The organism is Sphaerisporangium sp. NPDC049002 (assembly GCF_040649355.1).
GTDB lineage: Bacteria > Actinomycetota > Actinomycetes > Streptosporangiales > Streptosporangiaceae > Sphaerisporangium.
This window is the reverse complement of sequence record NZ_JBEZFH010000002.1, coordinates 13196-35358: the sequence shown is the minus strand read 5'-3', so window position 1 is coordinate 35358 and position 22163 is coordinate 13196. Positions and strand designations below refer to the sequence as shown.

The following is a 22163-nucleotide window of genomic DNA, read 5'->3' as shown; positions in this document are numbered from 1 at the left end:
CGCGTCGGTGCCACGTCACAGTTCTGTGACAGAGAAGGAGATAGGCGAGTTTCGGCAATAATGTCCGGGTGGCCGGCATCCTTCTCGTTGAAGACGATCCCTCCGTCAGGACGGGGCTAGAGCTGGCACTCACGCGGCAGGGTCACTCCGTCACCGCCTACGCGACCGGCGAGGAGGCCCTCGACCACGTGCGCGCCCGCCGCCCCGAGATCGTCATCCTCGATGTGATGCTGCCCGGAATCGACGGCGTGGAGGTGTGCCGCCGCATCCGCAGGCTCGACTCCCTGCCGATCATCCTGCTCACGGCGCGCGGCGACGACCTGGACATGGTGGTCGGGCTGGAGGCCGGCGCGGACGACTACGTGGTCAAGCCCGTGGAGCCGCGCGTGCTGGACGCCCGCATCCGGGCCGTCCTGCGCCGCCTTGAGTCCGCTTCGGCCGACCGGATCAGCTTCGGAGACCTGGTGGTCGACCGGGGCGCGCTGAAGGTCACCCTGGCCAACCGCGAGATCCACCTCACGCCGACCGAGCTGCGCCTGCTGCTCGAACTCGTACGCCACCCCGGCCAGGTGCTCAACCGCCGCTACCTCCTGCGCGCGGTCTGGGACCACAACCACGTGGCCGACTCCCGGCTGGTCGACGCCTGCGTGCAGCGCATCCGCGCCAAGATCGAGCCCGTGCCGGCCGAGCCGGTGTTCATCCACACCGTGCGGGGCTTCGGATACCGCTTCAGTCCCCCGTGAACCTCGGCCGCCGTCACCCGACCGGACTGCGCGGCCGGCTGGTCATCACCTTCATCCTCGTCGCGGTGACCGCCTCGGCCCTGGTGGCGGGCATCGGCTACCAGCTCGTCCGCCGCGCGCTGCTCGACCGTGTCGAGGGCAGCGCCACCGTCGACGTCCGGGACGTCCTCCAGCGCATATCCCTCCCCATCGGCACCAGTGACCTGCTCTGGCCGACCGACGCGGTGGTCACCGAGAGCGATCTCACCAACCTGGCCGAGTCCCTCGGGGGCCCGGACCGCCAGGTGATACTGCGCTACGGCGACCAGGAGCGGCTGAGCACCGGCACGAGCCTCGCGCTCGACGACGTCCCGGCCGAGCTCCGCAGGCAGGCCGCCTCGCGCATGGTCCGCGAGCGGCTGCTGATCAGGGAGCAGCCCTGGCTGCTGATCGGTACCCAGGTCCACCGGCTCACCCGCACCGGGGCGGTCCGCCCGACCGGCATGACGGTCTTCGTGTTCGTCTCCCTGAAGGAGGAGGACAGCGTCCTCGCCCGGCTGCGCACCGCGCTCACCCAGGCCGGGGGGATCACGCTGGCGATCGCGCTCACCGTCGCGCTGGTGTCCGCGCGCAGCGTCCTGCTGCCGGTGCGCAGGCTCGGCGACGCCGCCCGCGCGCTGGGAGCGGGACGACTGGACACCCGCCTGCCCGTACACGGCCGTGACGAGCTGGCCGGGCTGACCGCGACGTTCAACGACACGGCCTCCGCCCTGGAGCAGACCGTGTCGGAGCTGCGCGCCCTGGAGGCGATGTCCCGGCGGTTCGTGGCCGACGTCTCCCACGAGCTGCGCACTCCCCTCACCGCGATGACCGCCGTGACCGACATGCTCACCGAGGAGGCCGAACGGCTTCCCCCGGACGCGGGCAAGGCCGTGGACCTCGTGGTCCGCGAGATCAACAGGCTGCGCGTCCTGGTGGAGCACCTCATCGAGGCCAGCCGGCTGGACTCCGGCGTCGCCGTGCTGACCAGGGAGAACGTCGATGTCGGCGAGGCGCTGGCCGACTGCCTGGAGATCAGGGGATGGACGGGCCGCGTACGCCTGGACGTCCCGCGCGGCCTGTCGTTCTCGCTCGACCCCCGGCGCTTCGACGTGATCGTCGCCAACCTGATGGGCAACGCCCTGCACCACGGCGCGCCCCCGGTGACGGCGACCGCGCGTGCGCTCCGCAACGGCCTGGAGGTGAAGGTGCGCGACCGGGGAAAGGGCATCCCCCAGCAGGCGCTGCCCCACGTCTTCGAGCGCTTCTACAAGGTGGGCGCGGGGCGGGCGCGCAGCGAGGGCAGCGGGCTCGGCCTCGCGATCGCCAAGGCCAACGCCGAGCTGCACGGCGGCACCATCAAGGTGGAGCTGTGCGACCCGGGAACCCAGTTCGTCCTGTGGATACCGCACCCATGAGACTTCCGAGAGCCCTACGACGCGGCGGGCGCCTGGCGCGCCTCGCCGTACCGGCCCTGGCCGTGTCGCTGGCGGGGACGACGGCGTGCGGCGTGGACCCGACGGGCGTCGTCGACGTCGGGCCGGCTCCGGTGATAAGCGCCCGTGGCGCCGCCGCGACCGTCTATCTGCTCCGTGACGGGCGGCTCGCGCCCAAGAACGTCGCCACCGCCTCCGCGGCGGCGCAGGACGTCATCACGGCCCTGTTCGAGGTGGGCAAGCGGTCGGGGGACGGCCTCGGCAGCGCCCTGAAGGGGTTCCGGCTCGAACAGACGGTCCTCGGGCGGTACGGGGTGGACAGCGGGGTCCGCAACGACCCGGAGAACCCCGTGGGCCTGCGGCTGCACGTGATAGTGAACGGTCCCGGCCGTCTCAGCAGGACGGCGATCGCCCAGATCACCTGCACGGCGCGGCTGCGAGAGGAGATCTGGGCCGTGAAGATCACTCAGACCACGACCAAGGGGCCGATGGCGCTGGGCGAGCACACCTGCCGCGAGTACCACGACCTCGCGGCGGCCAACGTCAACCTCCCGCCGTGACCTCGATCACGGCGAGAGTGACGCGGTAGGCGACCCGGTCAGACCGTGATGTCCTCCAGCATCTCGGTCACCAGGGCGGCGATGGGCGAGCGCTCGGACCGCGTCAGCGTGACGTGGGCGAACAGCGGGTGCCCCTTGAGCTTCTCGACGACGGCCACCACGCCGTCGTGCCGTCCGACCCTGAGGTTGTCGCGCTGGGCGATGTCGTGGGTCAGCACGACCCGCGAGTTGGCGCCGATGCGCGACAGCACGGTCAGCAGGACGCCCCGCTCCAGTGACTGGGCCTCGTCCACGATGACGAAGGCGTCGTGCAGGGAGCGGCCACGGATGTGCGTGAGCGGCAGGACCTCCAGCATCCCCCGGTCGAGGACCTCCTCGATCACCTCGGGCGTCGTGACGGCTCCGAGCGTGTCGTACACCGCCTGCGCCCACGGGCCCATCTTCTCGTTCTCGGATCCCGGCAGGTAGCCGAGCTCCTGGCCGCCCACCGCGTACAGCGGGCGGAAGACGATGACCTTGCGGTGCTGGCGGCGCTCCAGCACCGCTTCCAGGCCCGCGCACAGGGCGAGGGCGGACTTGCCCGTGCCCGCCCGGCCGCCGAGCGAGACGATGCCGACCTCGGGATCCATGAGCAGGTCGAGCGCGATGCGCTGCTCGGCCGAGCGCCCGTGCAGCCCGAACACCTCCCGGTCGCCCCGCACCAGCCGCACGGACTTGTCGGGCAGCACCCGCCCGAGCGCGGAACCCCTGGTGGACAGCAGCCGCAGGCCGGTGTGGGCGGGCAGCTCGCGAGCCTCCTCCAGCTCGTGGCTGCCGTTCTCGAAGAGCGACTCGACGTCCTCGGTGGTCACCTGGAGCTCGGCCATGCCGGTCCAGCCCGACTCCACGACCAGGTCGGCGCGGTATTCCTCCGCGGTGAGGCCGATCGAGGCGGCCTTGACCCGCATGGGCAGGTCCTTGGACACCAGCACCACGTCGCAGCCCTCGGCGGCGAGGGAACGCGCGACGGTCAGGATGCGGGTGTCGTTGTCGCCGAGCCGGAAACCGGCCGGCAGGATCGCGGGGTCGCTGTGGTTGAGCTCAACCCGTATGGTGCCCTCGCCTATCGGCATGGGCTCGTCCAGCCTCCCGTATTTCACCCGTAGATCGTCCAGGACGCGAAGCGCCTTGCGGGCGAAGTAACCGAGCTCAGGATGATGCCGCTTGGCCTCCAGCTCGGTGATGACGACGATAGGTAGAACTACCTCGTGCTCGGCGAAGCGGCTCATCGCCGCAGGGTCGGCTAGGAGGACTGAGGTGTCCACAATGTAGGTACGCCTGGACGGCGTCGGGCTACTGGAGGTAGTGGACGGGTTGCTCGAGGACACTGCCACGCGTTCTCCCCCGGGCGCCAGGAGTAAGCGCCCTGCCAGATGAGGTGGTGAACGGACCGGGTCCGGTCGTGCGCCCCCACTTGTGCGAGGCGACGCCGGAGACCGGCCCTCCTCGTCAAAAGGCGACGCAAGGGCGGACCCTCTCCCGAAGTAGGCCGTATGGACTGCCTACCACTTACGGTACGTCGTGGACGCCCCCTACCCAACAGCTCGACCAGGGCCTTTAGGGGGGGTTCACGGGGTGTTTCAGTTTCCGTACCGTCGGTGCCGCGCGGCATACGATCGCAGCGCCCGCAAGAAGTCGACTCTGCGGAAGTCAGGCCAGTAGGCCTCGCAGAAGTAGAACTCCGAGTGGGCGCTCTGCCAGAGCAGGAATCCGGAGAGCCGCTGCTCTCCCGAGGTCCGGATGAGAAGATCCGGGTCGGGGAGGCCGCGCGTGTAGAGATGCTCCGCGATGTGCTCGACATCGAGGACCTCGACAAGCTCCTCGATGCTCGCGCCCTTGCTGGCGTGCTCCTGGAGGAGGGAACGCACCGCATCAGCGATCTCACGTCTTCCTCCATACCCAACCGCAACGTTCACAATCAGCCCAGGTCGGCGTGATGTCGCTTCTTTAGCATCTTTAAGGATGCGAGCCGTGCGATCGGGCAAAAGGTCCAGCGCGCCCATCGTGTTGACGTGCCAGCCTCCGGCGACCAGCCCCTGGACCGTGTCCTCGATGATCTCCATGAGCGGGTCGAGCTCTTCCTTGGGCCGCGAGAGGTTGTCACTGGAGAGCAACCACACCGTGACGACCTCGACACCGGCCTCACGGCACCACACGAGGAGCTCGGAGATCTTGTCCGCGCCCTTCTGGTGGCCGTGCCTGACGTCGCGCAGGCCCATGGCCCTCGCCCAGCGGCGGTTCCCGTCGACGATGACGCCCACGTGCCGGGGTATCTGGTCGGAGGACAGCCTCGTCCCGAGCCGGCGCTCGTAGAGCCGGTACACGAGATCGCGCATGCCCATGGTGACCTCCCCTTCGCCGCCCGTCCGCTTCCGGGCGTTGACAACACGCAATTATCACGTGCCCGGAGCCCTGCCCGCCCCCGCTTCGGTTACCGATCAGTACCGCTACGAAGGCCGGGGGCCACAGCCCCCGGCCTTCGTAGCGGCTCCGGGGATCAGCCCAGACGGCTCACCAGGGAGTGGTACTCGTCCCACAGTCCCTTGGGCATGTGGGTGCCGAAGGTCTCGAAGTGCTCCGGGATCAGCGCGGCCTCTTCCTTCCAGACCTCGGGGTCGACCGACATGAGGGTGGCCATGTCGGCCTCGGAGACGTCGAGGCCCTCGGTGTCGAGCGCGCCCTCGGCCGGGAGCAGGCCGATCGGCGTCTCCACGGCCTCCGCCTCGCCGTTCAGGCGCTCGACGATCCACTTGAGCACGCGGCTGTTCTCGCCGAACCCGGGCCACAGGAACCGGCCGGAGGCGTCCTTGCGGAACCAGTTGACGTAGTAGAGCTTGGGCAGCCTGCTCGCGTCGCCCGTCTCACCGATCTTGAGCCAGTGGGCGAAGTAGTCGCCCATGTTGTACCCGCAGAAGGGCAGCATCGCGAACGGGTCGCGGCGCAGCTCGCCCACCTTGCCCTCGGCCGCGGCGGTCTTCTCCGAGGCCACGTTGGCCCCGAGGAACACGCCGTGCCGCCAGCTGAACGACTCGGTCACCAGCGGTACGGCCGTCGCGCGGCGCCCGCCGAACAGGATCGCCGAGATCGGCACGCCCGCGGGGTCCCGCCACTCGGGGGCGATCGTCGGGCACTGGGCCGCCGGGGTCGTGAAGCGGGCGTTCGGGTGGGCGGCGGGCTCGCCGGAGGCGGGGGTCCAGTCGCGGCCCCTCCAGTCGGTGAGGTGCGCCGGAGGCTCGTCGGTCAGCCCCTCCCACCACACGTCGCCGTCATCGGTCAGCGCGACGTTGGTGAAGATGCTGTTGCCCCAGAGGGTCCTGATGGCGTTGGCGTTGGTGGACTCGCCGGTGCCCGGTGCCACGCCGAAGAACCCGGCCTCGGGGTTGATGGCGTGGAGCCTGCCGTCCTCGCCGAAGCGCATCCAGGCGATGTCGTCTCCGACCGTCTCGACCTTCCATCCAGGGATGGTCGGCTGGAGCATCGCGAGGTTGGTCTTGCCGCAGGCGGACGGGAAGGCCGCGGCGACGTAGCGGGGCTCGCCGGACGGCGGGGTGAGCTTCAGGATGAGCATGTGCTCGGCGAGCCAGCCCTCGTCACGGGCCATCACGCTGGCGATGCGCAGCGCGTAGCACTTCTTGCCGAGCAGCGCGTTGCCGCCGTACCCGGAGCCGTATGACCAGATCTCACGGGTCTCGGGGAAGTGGCTGATGTACTTGGTGGCGCTGCACGGCCAGGGGACGTCCTCCTGGCCGGGCGCCAGCGGGGCCCCCACGGAGTGGACGGCCTTGACGAACTCGCCGTGTCCATGGCCGCGCTCCTCGATGAGCCGCAGGGCCTGCTCGCCCATACGGGTCATGACGCGCATGGAGACGACGACGTACGGAGAGTCGGTGATCTCGACCCCGAGCTGGGAGATCTCGCCGCCGAGCGGGCCCATGCAGAAGGGCACGACGTACATCGTGCGCCCGCGCATGCAGCCGCTGAAGAGCTTGCCGAAAGTCTCGCGCATCTCCTCGGGGGCCACCCAGTTGTTGGTCGGGCCGGCGTCCTCGGGATTCTCGGAGCAGATGAAGGTGCGGTCCTCGACCCGTGCCACGTCCGTGGGATCCGACGCCGCGTGGAAGCTGTTGGGCCGCTTGGCGAGGCGGGTGAAGGTGCCCTGCTTGACCAGCAGGTTCGTGAGGCGAGTCCATTCGGCCTCCGAACCGTCGCACCACTCGACGCGATCGGGACCAGTCAGCTCGGCGATCTCCCGGACCCACGCGACCAGCTCGGCGTGAGTCGTCGGGGCGGTCATCTCAATGGAAACTGACACGGGGCCGGCTCCTTACTCTCAGGCCAAACATCATTAACGACAAACCGCACCGAATCCAATTGGCGTAGACCAGTCGGTAAAACGGAAGTGCAAGAGCTCCTAAAATCAGAAGATCTGCCCTTCCCATTTCGCCGCTGTTTCACGCTCGTGAATTCGGTGCGCCGCCGTGGCCCCTGTCCGCTGCCCGTGCGTACGACGTCACGGCAGGCAGGGACCGCGATGGTTCGTGGGAGTTTACCCACAGTTGACCGAGATAAAAGAGACGACCCCGGCCGGCGGGGGTGCTACCCACCTGGCGCCGGGCAAACATTGGTATAGGCCAATTCGAATGGTCTAGGCCTCTTAAAGAATTGGTTTAGGCCAATCTACGCATTCATCTCCGGGCCCTCGGAACGCACGCGGTCGACGTGCTGGAGCGCATCGCGCAGGTCAGCGAGCCAGGTGTCGGTGTGGCTGCCGACGAGCCGGACGCACCACGCGAGCGCGTCGCTGCGGCTGCGCGCGACGCCCGCCGCGACCAGTGTGTCGAGCACGCGCCGCTCCTGCTGGCGCAGACGGGTCATGACCGGGATCGAAAGCGTGGTGAACATCACTGTCTCGCCGCCCAGGGACACACCCCATGAGACCTTCCGGCGGAACCGGTGCTCGGCCTCGCGGGCGATCTCGATGCGACGCTCGCGGGTCTCCTCCCTGAAGCGCTGGACGAGGCCGTCCAGCAGCGCGGCCCTCTCGGCCCCTTCAGGCGCGTCGGGCGCGTCGGGCACCGGAAGCGTGCCGACCACCGCGATCTCCTCGCGGTCGAGGACGAACTCGTGCCGCCCGGAGAACCACTCCTGCGGCAGACGGCCGGTGAACCAGGAGATGATGACTGCTTCATCTGTTTCCATGTAATTGAGATTACACCTATACCTAGAAGCTTCAAGGGGCGCAGCCCATCCGGGCACGGACAGGCCCGAACCGGCACGGCGAGCTCCGAACTCGGCACGGGCGAAGCGAGACCTTGGGAGGTTCGGCACGCGAGAATCGGAAGATGAGCTCACCTCCGCGCATCGAACAGCAATGCGGTCTTCGCGAGCGCAAGAAGGCCAAGACCCGGCTGGCCATCCGGGAACAGGCACTGCGGCTGTTCGTCGAGCAGGGGTACGAGAACACGACGATCGAGCAGATCGCGGAGGCCGCGGAGGTCTCGCCGAGCACGTTCTTCCGCTACTTCCCCACCAAGGAGGACGTCGTCATCCAGGACGACTACGACCCGCTGCTCGCCTCGGCGTTCCTGGAGCAGCCGGCGTCGCTGTCGCCGCTCGCGGCGCTGCGCGAGGCCGTCCGCCTGGTCTACGGCGAGGTGCTCGCCTACGACGAGCAGACGATCCTCCAGCGCGTCAAGCTCGTCTGGTCGCTCCCCTCACTGCGAGCACGGCAGATGGAGGGGCAGATCGCCACGATGACGATGCTGACGGCCGCCATCGCCGAGCGCACCGGCCGCTCCACCGACGATTTCGCGGTACGGGTCTTCACCGGCGCGGTCGTGGGCGGCTGGATCGCGGCCGTCGAGCGCTGGGTGAGGTCCGACGGCGAGGAGCGGCTCATCGGCCTGATGGACGAGGCGCTGGTCCTGCTGGAGGAAGGGCTGCCACTTTAGGATGGCCCCGCGGCGGCCGGCGTCATGGGCCTTCGGACGGGGCCGGGCCGGTGGCGCGGCGGGCTACGAGAGTGGCGTCGACGAGCTGGTGCGGTCGGTGGTGCCCCAGAACCATTCGATCTTGGCCGTGCCCCTGCGCCGCTCGATCCACTCGTCGAAGATCCGCCGCTCGACCTGGTCCCGTACGTCGTCGAGGACGGCGGGCACCACGGCCAGGACCTTGAACAGCATGAGGCCGTCCTGGGTACGGACCGGGCCGGCGACCGTGCCGGGCTCGGCGCCGAACACCTGGCTCGCCGCCTCCGGGCTCAGCTCTCCTCTGCGCAGGGTGACGAAGATCGGACCCGGCATGGCCGTGCCCGCGGCGAACGCCCGCTCGGCGGCCACGAGGAAGTCCCCGGGCTCCGCCGGGGGCTCGGCCCCGCTTTCCTCGCCGGCGTCCAGCGCCACCCGCACGACGCGGGCGGCGTCGAGCTCGTGGCCGTGCTCGGCGAACCACTCCTCGACGTGCCCGGCGGCCACCCGGGCGCGCAACCGCGCCACCGCCGCCTCGGTCGCGACCAGTTCCTCCAGCTCCGGGTGGGAGATGCCGTTGCGGTCCATCCACTCCCGCGTCGCCTCGCCCGTCAGCAGCCCGCGGGCCCGGCGGAACGCGTTCATCGCGTTCTGGAGCTCCTCGTCGGTGAAGTGCTCCGGCGACTCCTCCAGGGCCTCTCGTACGAGGCTGTCGGTGACGAGCCGGTCGGCCACCGCGGACTCGTCCCAGATGAAGTCCAGGCACGCGATGGCCCTGGCGACCGGGGTGTCGACGCCGTTGACCCGGAGCAGCAGATGCTCGGCGGCCCGGTGGACGCCCCGCAGCGGCCACGGCAGGGCGGTCTCGGGGCACCACGACAGGGAGATGGTGGCGCCGCTCCCGTCCTTGACGAGCAGGGCGTGGTGCAGCGAACCGTCGTACTCCTCCCGCTGCCTGATCAGGCGCGCCCGTACCTCGGGGTGAACGGCCCGGAACGCCGCGAGGTCCCGCTCGGCCGTGCCGCCGCTGAGAAGGCCGACCGCGTCGGCCAGTGTCCGCGCGTCCACCGTCACTTCTCTCCCCTGGTGAGCAGGTCACCGATCGCGGCGCTGATGGGCAGGCCCGTCGCGGCCTCGATCCACAGGAACTGCCCGTTCGGATTGATCTCAAGGAAGACGTAGCGGCCGTCCGGCGTGAGGATCAGGTCGATCGCGCCATAGGTCAGCCCGAGCCGCTCGACCAGCGCCACGCAGCGCTGGGAGATCTCGTCGGGCAGGTCGTGGGCCCGGATCGGCGTGGCGCCCGGGTCGTAGTGCCGCCAGTCGTACTTCGTGTGGTTGCTCACCTGGGAGTGGATCTCGGCGGCGAAGACCGCCGCCCCCACCACGGTCACCCGGATCTCCACCCGCTTGGGCACGTAGGCCTGCACGATGACCGGGCAGTAGCGCAGCGCGTCGGCGTATCCGGTGTCGGCCGTGGACACGGGCGCCGCGAACCGGCCGAACCGCTCTCCCTGGCCTTCCAGCCGGTTGCCATGCACCGGCTTGGTGATCACTTGTCCCTCGTGCCGGTCGTAGAAGTCGAGGAACGTCCCGGGGTCGGTCGTGACCAGGGTCTCGGGAAGCTCGAAGCCCAGCAGGCGGGCCCGTTCGAGCTGGTACGGCTTGCGCGCGGCGCGGTCGATGACGGGCCGGGACGCGGGGACCGCGAGGCAGTCGAGGCTGTCCCACAAGCTGTCGGAGACGGCGCGGAGCTCGTCTTGGATGTAGCCCGCGTAAGCGTAGGGCGCGACCTCGGGATGCGTGACCGGGTTCAGCGGCCTCCGGTACCAGAACGCCGTCAGCTCGTCGAGGACGACCCGGCGGCCACCGGCGTGGAGCACGCGGGCCGTCGAGCCGGTGCCCGAGTGGCTGATCTCCAGGCGGGCTTCGGTGGGGTAGAAGGACGGATCGAAGACGACGACGTCGGCTCCGCCTGCCGTGAGGAACTCGACGACCCGGTCGGCGTGGTCGTCACCAGCGCAGGTCAGTACGAGGATCATGGCAAGCCTCCCGCGGGAGCGGGGGCGCGACGGTCGGCCGCGCCCCCGCGTCCATCAGTTGGAGTCCCCCGAGGTGTGGCTGTGGCCACCGTGGATCTCGATGACCTGGCTCTTCGCGCCGCCACTGACCTGAAGAAGCTGAGCCTCGTCGAGCTCGGGGCCGAAGGCCGCGATGTCCTCGATGGAGGTACGCATCTTGCTCATGCGAATCCCACCCTTTTGTGTAGCACGGAGCACCTTATGTGCCCCGCTCCCCAGAGGGAACCTAACGGGGCGAGCTAGCGCGGGGCGTCCCTCGCGCGGGTGATTGCGACTCATCCGTGAGACGGACGCGCAGGTCAGCGTACCCGGGGAGGGCGGCGGGCGGCTCGCGGGAAAGGCCGCCGAGGCGCGGTCAGCGCACCCGCGCGGCGACCCAGGGGCTCACCCGGACGACTCCGGCGAGATTCTTGGTGTATACGGGTGCGATCTTCACGACGTCACCCGTGTGGGGGGCGTGAAGCATCTTGCCGTCGCCCCAGTAGATCGCCACGTGAGAGATATAGCCGGGGTTGGTCGGATCGTTACGCCAGAACAGCAAGTCTCCGGGCTGTGCCTGCGCGAGGGGCACCTGGGGGCCCGTGACCCACTGCTGGTGGGTCACCCGGGGCATGGTCACCCCGGCCTGGGCGTACGCCCACTGCACGAGGCCCGAGCAGTCGAAGGTGTCGGGCCCTTCGGCGCCCCAGACGTACGGCCTGCCGAGCTTGCTCACCGCGGCCGTGAGGGCCACGCGGAGCTGGTCGGCCGACATGAACGAGCTGACCGGCCAGGTGGTGCGCGCCTGGGCGGGCGGCGTGAGCACCGGGTTGATCAAGGCGACCTGGCTGCCCTTAGGAAGGATCTTCAAGAGCGTCAGGCGCAGCCGCGCGGAGTCGACGCCGGGCGCGCTCACGACCAGCGCGTTGCGCTCAGGGATGCCGAGCGACGTCGCGACCTGCTGGGAGACGACGGCGTTGATCAGGCCCATGCCCACCGTCGCGTATGCGCCGACGCGGAGCTTCCGGCCGCCTCCGTTGACGGTGGAGCCCAGGGCGACGCCGCCGTCGCTGCCGAGGGTGAAGGACACCGCTATGTCGCCCGCCGCGACGCTGTTCCACAGGGCGTCGGACCGTGCGGTGGCGCGCGGGGTGTACGCGCGGAACGTCGAGGGGTCGACCCCCATGGTCTGCACGCGCTTGCCGTCCATCATGACGTCGGCGGCGCTGACGACCTCGACCGCCTTGACTCCCTTGCGGGACTTGACCCGCCGGACGGCGGCGGCCGAGAACGGGCGGGGCGCGACCACGAAAAGGTGCGGCTTGCGCAGCTCACCCAACGGCGCCACCTGCGCCTGCGCGGCAGGGGCGGGCAGGTCCCTGGCGGCCGCGACGAAGCCGGTCTCGCGACTCTGGATCTGCCGGCGCGGGGCAGGCTCGGCGACCTGCGACCGCCGCTGCCCGAGCTCCCCGAGGACCATGAGGTCGGCGGCGAGCACCGTGACGAGCCCGATGGCGATGACCGGGACGGCCCGGCGCAGCATCCGCGGCACCGGGCGCCGGCGACGCCCGGGGTGGGGCGGCGGGCGGTAACCGAGATCCTCACGCGCCTCCGCCAGCGCGCCGCCCAGGTAGTCGCGGACACCGCTCAGGCCTCGGGTGAGGCTCTCTCGGACGACGGTCGTGCCAGGTGGTCGCCGATCGAGCACCTTCAACCCCTTTCGCCCTGGTATCTCGCGTTGAGCAGTCTCGCACGCCAGGCGTACGTCGTCCCCGTCAGTGCCCGATTGTCCTGTACTCCGACGCCGATGTCCGGTGATTCTCCCTTAATCAGCCTCGATCCGCCGAAGCGGCGCTCCGGCGGATCATGTCATGGGGTCGGACGTGGGTGTCGAGCGCGGTGCTCAGTTGCCGATGTACGGCACCGCCTCGAGGATCTCCACGGTGTTCTGCCTGCCGTTCGGCAGCGTATAGGTGGCCCTCTCTCCGATCTTCTTGCCGTTGATCGCGGCACCGAGCGGAGAGCGGGGTGAGTAGACGTCGATCGGGGCGCCGCTCTCCTCGCGGGAGGCCAGCAGGAAGGTCACCTCTTCGTCGTCGTCACCGTCGAACCGTATGGTCACGGTCATTCCGGGGCCGACAACGCCTTCGGCACGCGGGGCTTCCCCCACTCTCGCCTGGTCGAGGAGCTGGCGGAGCTGGAGGATGCGGCCCTCCATCTTGCCCTGCTCCTCCTTGGCGGCGTGATACCCGCCGTTCTCCTTGAGGTCTCCCTCTTCGCGAGCGGCTTCGATCTTCTTGGCGATGTCGACACGCCCGGGCCCCGAGAGATACTCAAACTCCGCCTTCAGGCGGTCGTACGCCTCCTGCGTCAACCAGGTGACGTTCTCTTCGCGGGAGTCGACCACGGGTTCTCCTTGCGTACTCGTGAGAGTTGCGAGCGTTCGAATTCGGGGAGACTAACAAATTAACCCGCCCGAACGCTTTCCCAAAAGTCTCATTGTACGAGATAGCAGTACTGCACGTGGCCCGAAGTGGCCCGAGCGCTGGTCGCAAGGCGCTCCGTCAGCTGGATGTCGGCCTGCCCCGCGGGGAGCGTGACATCGCGGGTGCCCACCTCGACGTGGTCGGTGTCGGTGGCCCGCAGCTTGCACACCGCCGCCCGGTCGGCGGCCTTGTGTGCCTGGAAGGTTATCGTGATCGAGCTCGGTCCGCCCACCTGGAAAGCGATCACTTCGGTCATCACGTCGGGATTTCCCTTGGCGGACATCATGACGTAACCCCAGCCGCCCATCGCGATCGCGATAAAGATCCCGATGATGAGGAAGGCAATGGATCTCCCGCCCCGTCCGAAGCGTCCTTCCCGGTCCGGAAAGGACTCCGGGGTCCCGAGGACCGGCCCGGGCGCGCTCGAACCGACACCACTATCGGTCATGGCGGAATCTCCCAGCGGTCCCTCGTCGTTGCACGAGACGATTGTCCCCTGCGAGGGCTCCGCCCCGCGCGTCGCCCCAGGAGAAACTAGCCTCTCCGGGGAGCTGTTCTGGACACCTGAGGAGAAACCGAGCCGTGAGTGCACCGCTGAGGCTGATGGCCGTACATGCGCACCCTGACGACGAGTCGAGCAAGGGAGCCGCCACGATGGCGCGCTACGTGGCCGAGGGCGTCGAGGTGCTGGTCTGCACGTGTACCGGCGGCGAACGCGGCTCGATCCTGAATCCCAAGATGGAGCGCCCCGACATCCTCGCGAACATCACCGAGGTGCGACGCGAGGAGATGGAGAAGGCGCGTGAGATCCTCGGCGTCGAGCAGAGCTTCCTCGGCTTCGTCGACTCCGGCCTGCCCGAGGACGACAGCGAACCGCTGCCCGATGGGTGCTTCGCGCTCCAGCCGCTGGAGGCGGCGGCGGCTCCGCTGGTCGCGGCCGTGCGCGCGTTCAAGCCGCACGTGATCCTGACCTACGACGACGACGGCGGCTACCCGCACCCCGACCACATCATGACGAACAAGATCTCCGTCGAGGCCTTCGAGGCGGCCGGCGACCCCGACCGTTACCCCGGCACGGGCGACCCGTGGCAGCCGCTGAAGCTCTACTACCACATGGGCTTCACGCGCGCGCGGTTCGAGGCCCTCCACCAGGCCATGACCGACCGGGGCATCGGATCTCCGTACGGCGACTGGATCGCCCGCTGGGAGGACCGCCCGCAGAAGTGGGAGATCACCACGCGCGTGCCGTGCGGCGACTACTTCGAGACCCGCGACCTGGCGCTCCTCGCGCACGCCACCCAGATCGATCCGGACGGCTTCTTCTTCGTCTGCCCGCGCGATCTGCAGCAGGAGATCTGGCCCACCGAGGACTACCACCTCGCCCGGTCGCTGGTCGACACCGCGCTGCCCGAGGACGACCTGTTCACGGGGATCCACGCGGGCGAGGTGTCACGCGCTCACCAGTGACGGCGACGCCCCGGGCGGCAGGTCACCAGCCTGCCGCCGCCGGGGCTGCGGCCCCCTGGTGGCAGACTTGACAGGTGACTGATTTCACCGCACATGCCGTTGCCTCCCTGCCGGGAGTCGCCGCTCCGGCGTCTCCCGTCGGCCCCGGCCTCGTCGGCTTCCTCGTGGTCGCCGCGATCGGCGTCGCGCTCTACTTCCTGGTGAAGTCGATGAACAGGCAGATCTCCAAGATCGAGGTTCCCCGCGAAGCCGATCTGGGCAAGCCGGTGACCGATGAGCCCGAGACCGATGATCAGGAAGCCCACCCACGACCCAACGGGACCCGCTGAGCGCCGAGGTCCACTGAGAGGAATCCCCCATGGACCACGCGGTCGAGGTGACCGACAACCCGGACGCCAAGCGCTTCGAGATCACGGTCGACGGCCGGCTCGGCGGGTTCGCGGAGTACCACCGGCTCACCGGTCGGCTCGTCTTCACGCACACCGAGGTGGACGACGCGTTCGAGGGACAGGGGCTCGGAAGCCGCCTGGTCCGCTACGCGCTCGACTCGGCGCGTGCCGAAGGGGTGTCGGTCGTGCCCCGGTGCCCCTTCGTCGCCCGCTACATCGAGCGCCACCCCGAATACCGCGATCTCGTGGCCGGAACCCGGCCGGACGTGGCGGAGCCCACCGGCTGACGCGTCACTCGGGCGCCCAGGCGCGCTCCAGCGCCTTCGGCAGTCCCCACCAGCCGAGCGGGGTGAGGATCGCCTTCTCGTCGACGATGCCGAGCCGCTGCCACAGCGGCGTGACCGAGGTGAACAGCGCCTCGGTGGTCTCCAGGTCTTCGGGGTCGTCCATCTCGACGTCGATGTCCTCGGACTCGGCGACGAACCTCGCGATGCGCTCGGGCGAGGCCAGCACTCCGGGGCCTCGCCGGGCGAGCGCTATGACGGCGGCGAGCCAGTCGGCGTGGTGGATGGTGCAGATGGCGGCCAGCGCGGCGTCCTCCTGGCTCAGCTCGCCTTCCAGGTCCCAGAACTGGTGCTCGTCCTCGTCCTGCAGGTCGGAGACCGGCGAGGCGATGCCCGCCGCCACCATGAGCCACAGCTCGGTGTCGCTCTCGGGCAGCGGGCCGTCTTCGAGGCCCGCGCAGGCCTTGAGCACACTGCCCGGATATCCCTGCTCGGCCAGGACCGCGCGAAGCCGCCGGGCCGAGGTCTCCAGGTCGTCTTCGGGGCACGGCGGCTCCGGCAGGTCGGCGAGCACGCGGTGCAGCTCGCTGAGCGCGAACGCCTCCTCCTCGTCCCAGGAGGCGAACAACCCCTCGTCGAGCTCGTCGCCCACGGCGATGCTCGGCACCCGCCCGTCCGGAAGCGCGGTGGACAGCCAGCGGTCCTGGATCCCCTCGTAGACCTCGCGGGCCTCGGAGTCGCCCGCCACGAGCCGGTCGGGTTCGATCTCCCCTCCGGTCACGTGCTGCTCCAGATGGGCCACGAGCCGCTCGTAGAGCTCCGCCGCGACCGGGCCGCGCTCGCCCTCCTCGGGCCAGACGAAATAGCTTCGGGTGATGAGGATCGGCTCGGTGCCGGTCGACTCCAGCCACCGCTGGACGTCCCCGACCGTCGCCACGCCGGCCTCGATGCCGGTGAGCGTGGCCTTGGCCGACTCCCAGAAGGCGGCCGACAGGGGGTTGCCCGCCGCCAGCATCGCCCGGCGGAGATCGGGGATCGCCACCAGTGCCTGGCCACTTGGCAGCGCGAGCAGTGCCCGGGCGACATCTCGCCGGGTCAGGCGGGCCGCGGGCCTGCCCGCGTGCTCGCTGACGAAGTCCAGATCCATGCTCACGCCCCGTGAGCCTACGCCCATGTCCACGAAGGTGACAGCGTGACCATCCCCCGCACGCCGTGACGGGCGGGGTGGACCGGTCCGCTGTCCGCGAGACGACAGGTCAGGACGGGACGAAAGGCCCTAGTGATGACCTCTGAAGTGGGCAAAGGGTGAAAAGAGGAGTTTGCTTCGCACCCGAGGAGGGGCCATGACCATGACCCAGACGTCGCGCGTGAGCCGAGATCGCACACGACCGACATCCAGTTCCGACGGCGATCTGATCCAGCTCGACACTCCTGTCGTCAGCTTCCACGTCCACCGCCCGCACATGCCGAAGATGCCTCGCATGCCCGGGATGTCCCGCATGCCTGGCATGTCCGGCAGTCGTGGACAGGAGATGGACAGGGCCATGGAGACCGCCAAGACGTTCTTCCCGCCGCCCGAGCGCATCGCCTACTACGGCGGGCTGGGCCTGCTCGCGGCCCTCGGGCTGATGGAGTGGCCGGTGGCCGCGGCCATCGGAGCCGGGACCATGCTGGCCGCACGGGCCTGCGCCTCCGCCCAGAAGTCCGAACCGGAGTCCAAGGCCGCGGCACGGCCGTCCCGGGCGTCCACGTCCGGCAGGGCCACGACACGTGCCGCCAGGGCGTCGTCCACACGCGCGTCCTCCACACGCGCGGCCTCTTCACGCTCGTCAACACGCGCGTCGACTCCGGCGTCCTCCAGGACGTCCCGGTCGTCCTCGTCGACGTCCACCAGGACGCCCGCGCGGTCGACGTCGCGCACCGCCCGATCCACCGCCACCCGATCCGCTGCCGCCCGATCCACTCCTGCGCGTGCCGGATCGGCACAGACGACGGCAACCACGTCAGAGAGGCGTTCAACCGCCTGACCTGGGCATACTTAGGGTCGAATGATCAGACCGCACGCCACGCGGTCTGATCATCTTGTCGGCACCCGGTTCCCTGGAGGCGTTTTGTTCCCGCTACGAGACCTCAGGGGTCCGGTAGGTCTTCTCACGTCCCTGCTGCCCGAGACGGTGCGCGGCCTGCTTCCCTGCCCCCGGCAGGTCCATACGTTCGCGGGAGGCCTCCGCGTGCAGCTGTGGAACGTCGGCGGCCCGGCGACCTCGCGGGAGGCCCGCGCGCTCGAAGAGGGCCTGGTCGACCTCGGCGGCGCGCGTCGTGCCGAGGTGAACGGCGCGCTCGGCTTCGTCTTCATCGAGTGCGACACCGACTCCGCGGACGTCGGAAAGCTGCTGACGATCGTGGACGAGCTCGACGTGACGGAGGAGGACGGCGACGGCCACCCGGCGCGGCACGCGCTGGAGAACCAGGCCCGGGCGCTCGTGGAGCTGGGCGCCGGCCTCGTGGGCGTAGGCGCGACCCTGTTCGGCCAGGTGACGCGCGTGACCAAGGCGCCCGCGGCGCTGCCGGCCCTCCTCCAGCTCGCGGAGTCCACCCCCCGGGTACGGCACGAGCTGGAGCGTCGTGTCGGGCGGCCCACCGCGAACATGGTGTTCGCCACGACGCGCTTCGCCGCCCAGACGCTCGCGATGCGCCCTCTCGGCCTGTTCATCGACTCGGTGGCGGCGGCCGGCCGTCTCGCCGAGGCCACGGTCGCACGCCGGGCGTGGACGGCGAGGGAGGAGGAGTTCACCGCCCGGAAGGGCGGCTACCGCCACATCAGGACCGCCGTCACCCAGCGCCCGCGTCCCGTGCCGTACGGCCCGATCGAGCGCTACGCGGACACCGTCAGCGTCGGCGCGCTCGCCTCGTACGGCGTGACCGCGCTCGTCAGCCCCGATCAGGAGCGGGCGCTCGCGATGCTGGTCGCGGGGACGCCCAAGGCGGCCCGGCTCGGACGTGACGCCTTCGTCAGCGCCGTCGGCATCGCCGTCGCGCGGCGGGGCGCCCTGGTCCTGGACCGCGACGCGATGCGCTGCATGGACCGCATCGACACGGTGGTGTTCGACGCCGACACCCTGACGATGGGCACCTGGACCGTCCATGAGGTCATCGTCCTGCCCCCGGCCGCCTATCTGGACCCCGGCGAACTGCACGCCCACGTCTACGCGCTGCTCGAAGGCGCGGACGCGACCGTACGCCGGAGGCACGGCGAATGGGCGGCCGAATCGCCGGAGACGGTCCCCGCCCAGGCGGCGCACTGGCGGGAGAAGGGGATCCGGACCGTCACCGTGACCTACCGGGGCGAGGCGGTCGCGCTGGTCGGCGTGGTCCGCGAGGTCCATCCGTTCGCCGAGGCGCTCGTCGGCGCCGCCGGCGACGCGTGCGAGGTGGTCATGGCCGGTGGCGACCCGGACCTCGCGTGGCGGCTCGGCACCGAGCGGCTGGTCGAGGGGGGCGCCCGGCTCCCTCAGGCCGTAAGGGCGCTGCAGGCGGACGGGCACGGCGTCGCCGTGGTGACGCAGCGCTCCCGGCGCGGGCTGCGCGAGGCGGACCTCGGCATCGGCGTGCTCACCCGCTCGGGACGCCCGCCGTGGGACGCGGACGTGATCGGCGGTCCCGACGCGGCCCACGTGCTGCTGAGGTCCCTCCACAAGGCCAGGACCACCAGTGATCGCAGCGTGAAGGTCTCCGCCGCAGGAGCCGTGCTGGGAGGCGCGCTCACCGTCCTCGGGCGCGCCGAGGGCTCCGTGCGCCGGGTGCAGCTCGTCGGCGACTGCACCTCGCTGGTCACCCTGGCCACGGGCGCGTGGTCGGGCCGCGACCTCGGCCGTGGCGGGCTGCCGGAGCGCGCCGACCGCACGCCCTGGCACGCGCTGCCGACTCAGGACGTCCTGACCCGCCTGTCCACGACGGCGGCCGGGCTGAGCGAGGCGGAGGCCGCCCGCCGCAGGACCGTCCCGGCCCCGCAGGAGACCGGGGGCGCCTCGCTGCTCCGCGCGACCGCCGAGGAGCTGGCCAACCCGCTGACCCCGGTGCTGGCCGCCGCCGCGGGCGTGTCCGCCGCCATGGGATCCGCCCTGGACGCCGCTCTGATCGGCGGGGTGCTGGTCGTCAACGGGCTCATCGGCGGCGCGCAGCGGACCAACGCCGACCAGGCGCTGACCCGCCTGACCGACGCCACCGCCGTCCCCGTACGGGTGCGCCGCCCGCAGGGGTCCGTGGACGCCACCGCCGACGACCTCGTACGAGGAGACGTCATCGAGCTGCGGGCGGGAGACGCCGTGCCGGCCGACTGCCGGGTGCTCAAGTCACGCGCGCTGGAAGTCGACGAGGCGCCTCTCACCGGCGAGTCGCAGCTCGTCACCAAGTCGCCCGAGCCCACCCCCGCCCCGGCGGTGGCCGACCGCAGCTCCATGGTCTACCAGGGAACGACGATCGCGGCGGGCTTCTGCCAGGCCGTGGTGGTCGCCACCGGAACGGCCACCGAGGCGGGCCGTACGGCCGAGCTCGGAAAGCGCGAGGCTCCGCCGACCGGCGTCGAGCTGCGGCTGCGCGCCCTGAGCCGCCAGATCATGCCGGTCGCCGTCGGCTCCGGCGCGATGCTGATGGTCACCAACCTGCTGCGCCGCTCCACCCTCGCCTCGGCGCTGGCCCCGGCCGTGAGCCTCGCCGTGGCCGCCGTCCCCGAAGGCCTGCCGTTCATCGCCACGGTCGCCGAGCTGGCGGCCGCAAGGCGGCTCTCGACCCGCGAGACGCTGGTGCGCAACCCGTCGACCATCGAGGCGCTCGGACGGGTGGACGTACTCTGCTTCGACAAGACCGGCACTCTCACCGAGGGGCACATCAGCCTGGGCCGGGTCTCCGACGGCCGCCTGGAGTACCCCGTCGAGGGCCTGCCCGACGACTTCCGGCACATCCTCGCGGCGGCGCTGCGGGCGGGGCCCCAGCTCGGCGGGGAGCGGGCCGTCCCGCACCTCACCGACCGCGCGGTGGTGGAGGGAGCCGAGCGGCTCGGGGTGGTCCCCTCGGAGGGGCTGGGCACCTGGCTGCGGATCGACGAGATGCCCTTCGAGTCGGCCCGGGGCTACCACGCCGTGCTCGGGACACCGGGCAAGCCGGGGACGACCCTGCCCGGCGGTGGGGGCCCGCATCTGCTCAGCGTGAAGGGGGCTCCCGAGGTGGTGCTCACCCGGTGCACCACCCTGCTGAGCGACGGCGAGGTCGAGCCCCTGGACGAGGACGCGGCCGTGGCGCTCACCAAGGAGGTCGACCGGCTCGCCCAGCAGGGCTACCGCGTGCTGGCCGTCGCCGAGCGCTCCGCGACGAGCCATCGCGACCTCGACGAGTCCCGCGTCGAGGGGCTGTGCTTCCTGGGGTTCCTCGGCCTGGCCGATCCGGTCAGGCCGACGGCGGCGAAGAGCGTGGACCGGCTGGTGCGCGCGGGCGTCCGGGTCGTGATGATCACGGGCGACCATCCCAGCACGGCCGAGGCCATCGCCGCGGAGCTGAACGTGCTCGACGGGCTGCGGGTCATGACCGGGCCGGAGCTGGACGTGATCGACGACGCCGCGCTGGCCGAGGTGCTGCCGGACGTGTCGGTGTTCGCGCGGGTCACCCCGGCGCACAAGGCGCGGATCGTCGCGGGCCTCCAGCGGGCGGGCAAGGTGGTGGCCGTGACCGGTGACGGGGCCAACGACGCCCCGGCCATCAGGCTCGCCGACGTGGGGGTGGCTCTCGGCTCGCGTGCCACCCCGGCCGCGCGCGCCGCGGCCGACGTGGTCGTGACCGACGACCGCATCGAGACGATCGTCGAGGCCATCGTCGAGGGGCGGGCGATGTGGAGCTCCGTCCGCGACTCACTCGGCATCCTGCTCGGCGGCAACCTCGGGGAGATCGTGTTCACGGTCGGGTCGAACCTGTTCGCCGGCCGCAACACCCTGAACGCCCGTCAGCTCCTGCTGGTCAACCTGCTCACCGACATGCTGCCCGCCCTGGCCATCGCCATCAGGCCGCCGAGCGCCACGAGCCCGGAAAGGCTGCTGCTGGAGGGGCCGGAGGCGTCGCTAGGCGCCGCCCTCACCAGGGACATCTACGGGCGCGCCGCCACCACGGCGGCGGCGGCCTCGGTCGCCTGGGTGCTCGGGCGGGCCACCGGCACGGAGGCGCGAGCCGACACCGTTGGCCTGATCGGCCTGGTGTCGGCGCAGCTGGTGCAGACCCTGATGGTCGGCGGCAGGGACCGCACGGTCATGGCCGCCGCCTCGGTGTCCCTGGCGTGCCTGTTCGTGGTCGTCTCCACTCCGGGGCTCAGCCAGCTCTTCGGATGCCGGCCGGTGGGGCCGTTCGGCTGGGCGATCGGGCTGGGCAGCGGAACCGTGGCGGGGGTGGCGGGCCGACTGATCAATCCGCCCGAAGGGAACGGTCACTGACCGTTCACCAAACAGACACTTCAATCTGGACATATAGTCACACCGATCCTCAATGCTGTATAAAGCAGTCAAAACACCCCTACTGTGAGGTTCCGGTGTACAACTTCCTTGCCTCTGTGCTGGCCAAGGCGGCCGTGATGTTGGTAGAGGCGCTGGTCGTGCGCCTCGTACAGGTCTGGATCGAGAAGGCCGCTCCCCAGGCGGCCTGACCACCAGACGGGACAGGGCCGACTTCGAGCGGC

General features: G+C 70.5%; 20 protein-coding genes. 8 read left to right on the top strand and 12 right to left on the bottom strand.

The features are described from left to right. Positions 1–68: 68 nt before the first annotated feature. Genes AB0B89_RS00840 through AB0B89_RS00830 form a run of 3 tightly spaced genes read left to right on the top strand, consistent with a single transcriptional unit; the run spans position 69 to position 2757 of the window. Positions 69–743 carry a response regulator transcription factor gene (locus tag AB0B89_RS00840; RefSeq protein ID WP_248961623.1) on the top strand — a complete coding sequence of 225 codons (675 nt, stop codon included), beginning with the start codon at positions 69–71 and terminating at the stop codon, positions 741–743. Next, positions 740–2179: an ATP-binding protein gene (locus AB0B89_RS00835; RefSeq protein WP_358546108.1), complete on the top strand. Its 1440-nt coding sequence runs from the start codon at positions 740–742 to the stop codon at positions 2177–2179. Before AB0B89_RS00840 ends, AB0B89_RS00835 begins: the two co-directional genes overlap by 4 nt. After that, complete coding sequence (locus AB0B89_RS00830) at positions 2176–2757, top strand: hypothetical protein (RefSeq protein WP_358546106.1); 582 nt, start codon at positions 2176–2178, stop codon at positions 2755–2757. The genes AB0B89_RS00835 and AB0B89_RS00830 overlap by 4 nt, the downstream gene beginning before the upstream one ends. A gap of 38 nt (positions 2758–2795) precedes the next feature. Here the strand turns inward: AB0B89_RS00830 and AB0B89_RS00825 are convergent, their stop codons facing one another. The 4 genes from AB0B89_RS00825 to AB0B89_RS00810 all read right to left on the bottom strand — a co-directional run bounded on the left by AB0B89_RS00825 (position 2796) and on the right by AB0B89_RS00810 (position 7995). After that, a complete protein-coding gene (locus AB0B89_RS00825) occupies positions 2796–4064 on the bottom strand; it encodes a PhoH family protein (RefSeq protein ID WP_358546278.1) in 1269 nt (422 codons plus the stop codon). A 312-nt stretch (positions 4065–4376) separates the two neighbouring features. Continuing rightward, complete coding sequence (locus AB0B89_RS00820; protein ID WP_358546103.1) at positions 4377–5138, bottom strand: isoprenyl transferase; 762 nt, start codon at positions 5136–5138, stop codon at positions 4377–4379. 155 nt (positions 5139–5293) lie between these two features. Next, entirely contained in the window at positions 5294–7090 is a 1797-nt protein-coding gene (locus tag AB0B89_RS00815; RefSeq protein ID WP_358546276.1) for a phosphoenolpyruvate carboxykinase (GTP), read from the bottom strand. A 383-nt stretch (positions 7091–7473) separates the two neighbouring features. Further along, a complete protein-coding gene (locus tag AB0B89_RS00810) occupies positions 7474–7995 on the bottom strand; it encodes a hypothetical protein (protein ID WP_358546101.1) in 522 nt (173 codons plus the stop codon). A gap of 143 nt (positions 7996–8138) precedes the next feature. On the opposite strand from AB0B89_RS00810, the gene AB0B89_RS00805 reads away from it, so the two are divergent. Beyond that, positions 8139–8747 carry a TetR family transcriptional regulator gene (locus AB0B89_RS00805; protein ID WP_358546098.1) on the top strand — a complete coding sequence of 203 codons (609 nt, stop codon included), beginning with the start codon at positions 8139–8141 and terminating at the stop codon, positions 8745–8747. A gap of 63 nt (positions 8748–8810) precedes the next feature. On the opposite strand, the gene AB0B89_RS00800 is transcribed toward AB0B89_RS00805, so the two are convergent. The 6 genes from AB0B89_RS00800 to AB0B89_RS00775 all read right to left on the bottom strand — a co-directional run bounded on the left by AB0B89_RS00800 (position 8811) and on the right by AB0B89_RS00775 (position 13756). Continuing rightward, complete coding sequence (locus AB0B89_RS00800) at positions 8811–9830, bottom strand: TIGR04500 family putative peptide maturation system protein (protein ID WP_358546096.1); 1020 nt, start codon at positions 9828–9830, stop codon at positions 8811–8813. Positions 9831–9832: 2 nt separating this feature from the next. Further along, a complete protein-coding gene (locus tag AB0B89_RS00795) occupies positions 9833–10804 on the bottom strand; it encodes an MvdC/MvdD family ATP grasp protein (protein WP_358546093.1) in 972 nt (323 codons plus the stop codon). Between the two features lie 54 nt (positions 10805–10858). Continuing rightward, positions 10859–11008, bottom strand: a complete 150-nt coding sequence (locus AB0B89_RS00790) for a hypothetical protein (protein WP_358546091.1) — start codon at positions 11006–11008, stop codon at positions 10859–10861. A 190-nt stretch (positions 11009–11198) separates the two neighbouring features. Beyond that, the gene (locus AB0B89_RS00785; protein ID WP_358546089.1) at positions 11199–12530 is read right to left on the bottom strand and encodes an NlpC/P60 family protein; all 1332 of its coding nucleotides are present in this window, start codon (positions 12528–12530) and stop codon (positions 11199–11201) included. 195 nt (positions 12531–12725) lie between these two features. Then, positions 12726–13229, bottom strand: a complete 504-nt coding sequence (gene greA, locus AB0B89_RS00780) for a transcription elongation factor GreA (RefSeq protein ID WP_358546086.1) — start codon at positions 13227–13229, stop codon at positions 12726–12728. A gap of 89 nt (positions 13230–13318) precedes the next feature. Beyond that, a complete protein-coding gene (locus AB0B89_RS00775; protein WP_358546084.1) occupies positions 13319–13756 on the bottom strand; it encodes a DUF4307 domain-containing protein in 438 nt (145 codons plus the stop codon). A 134-nt stretch (positions 13757–13890) separates the two neighbouring features. Between AB0B89_RS00775 and mca the strand changes: the two genes are divergently transcribed. The 3 genes from mca to AB0B89_RS00760 all read left to right on the top strand — a co-directional run bounded on the left by mca (position 13891) and on the right by AB0B89_RS00760 (position 15451). Further along, entirely contained in the window at positions 13891–14775 is an 885-nt protein-coding gene (gene mca / locus AB0B89_RS00770) for a mycothiol conjugate amidase Mca (protein ID WP_358546081.1), read from the top strand. 74 nt (positions 14776–14849) lie between these two features. Then, positions 14850–15104: a hypothetical protein gene (locus tag AB0B89_RS00765; protein WP_358546079.1), complete on the top strand. Its 255-nt coding sequence runs from the start codon at positions 14850–14852 to the stop codon at positions 15102–15104. A gap of 29 nt (positions 15105–15133) precedes the next feature. After that, a complete protein-coding gene (locus AB0B89_RS00760; protein WP_358546077.1) occupies positions 15134–15451 on the top strand; it encodes a GNAT family N-acetyltransferase in 318 nt (105 codons plus the stop codon). 4 nt (positions 15452–15455) lie between these two features. Here the strand turns inward: AB0B89_RS00760 and AB0B89_RS00755 are convergent, their stop codons facing one another. Together AB0B89_RS00755 and AB0B89_RS00750 are read right to left on the bottom strand one after the other, a co-directional pair. After that, positions 15456–16595 carry a hypothetical protein gene (locus tag AB0B89_RS00755; protein WP_358546273.1) on the bottom strand — a complete coding sequence of 380 codons (1140 nt, stop codon included), beginning with the start codon at positions 16593–16595 and terminating at the stop codon, positions 15456–15458. 444 nt (positions 16596–17039) lie between these two features. Beyond that, positions 17040–17369 carry a hypothetical protein gene (locus AB0B89_RS00750; protein WP_358546075.1) on the bottom strand — a complete coding sequence of 110 codons (330 nt, stop codon included), beginning with the start codon at positions 17367–17369 and terminating at the stop codon, positions 17040–17042. Positions 17370–17679: 310 nt separating this feature from the next. Between AB0B89_RS00750 and AB0B89_RS00745 the strand changes: the two genes are divergently transcribed. Then, positions 17680–21921 (top strand): HAD-IC family P-type ATPase, encoded by a 4242-nt coding sequence (locus AB0B89_RS00745; RefSeq protein WP_358546073.1) that lies wholly within the window; start codon positions 17680–17682, stop codon positions 21919–21921. Positions 21922–22163 lie beyond the last annotated feature (242 nt).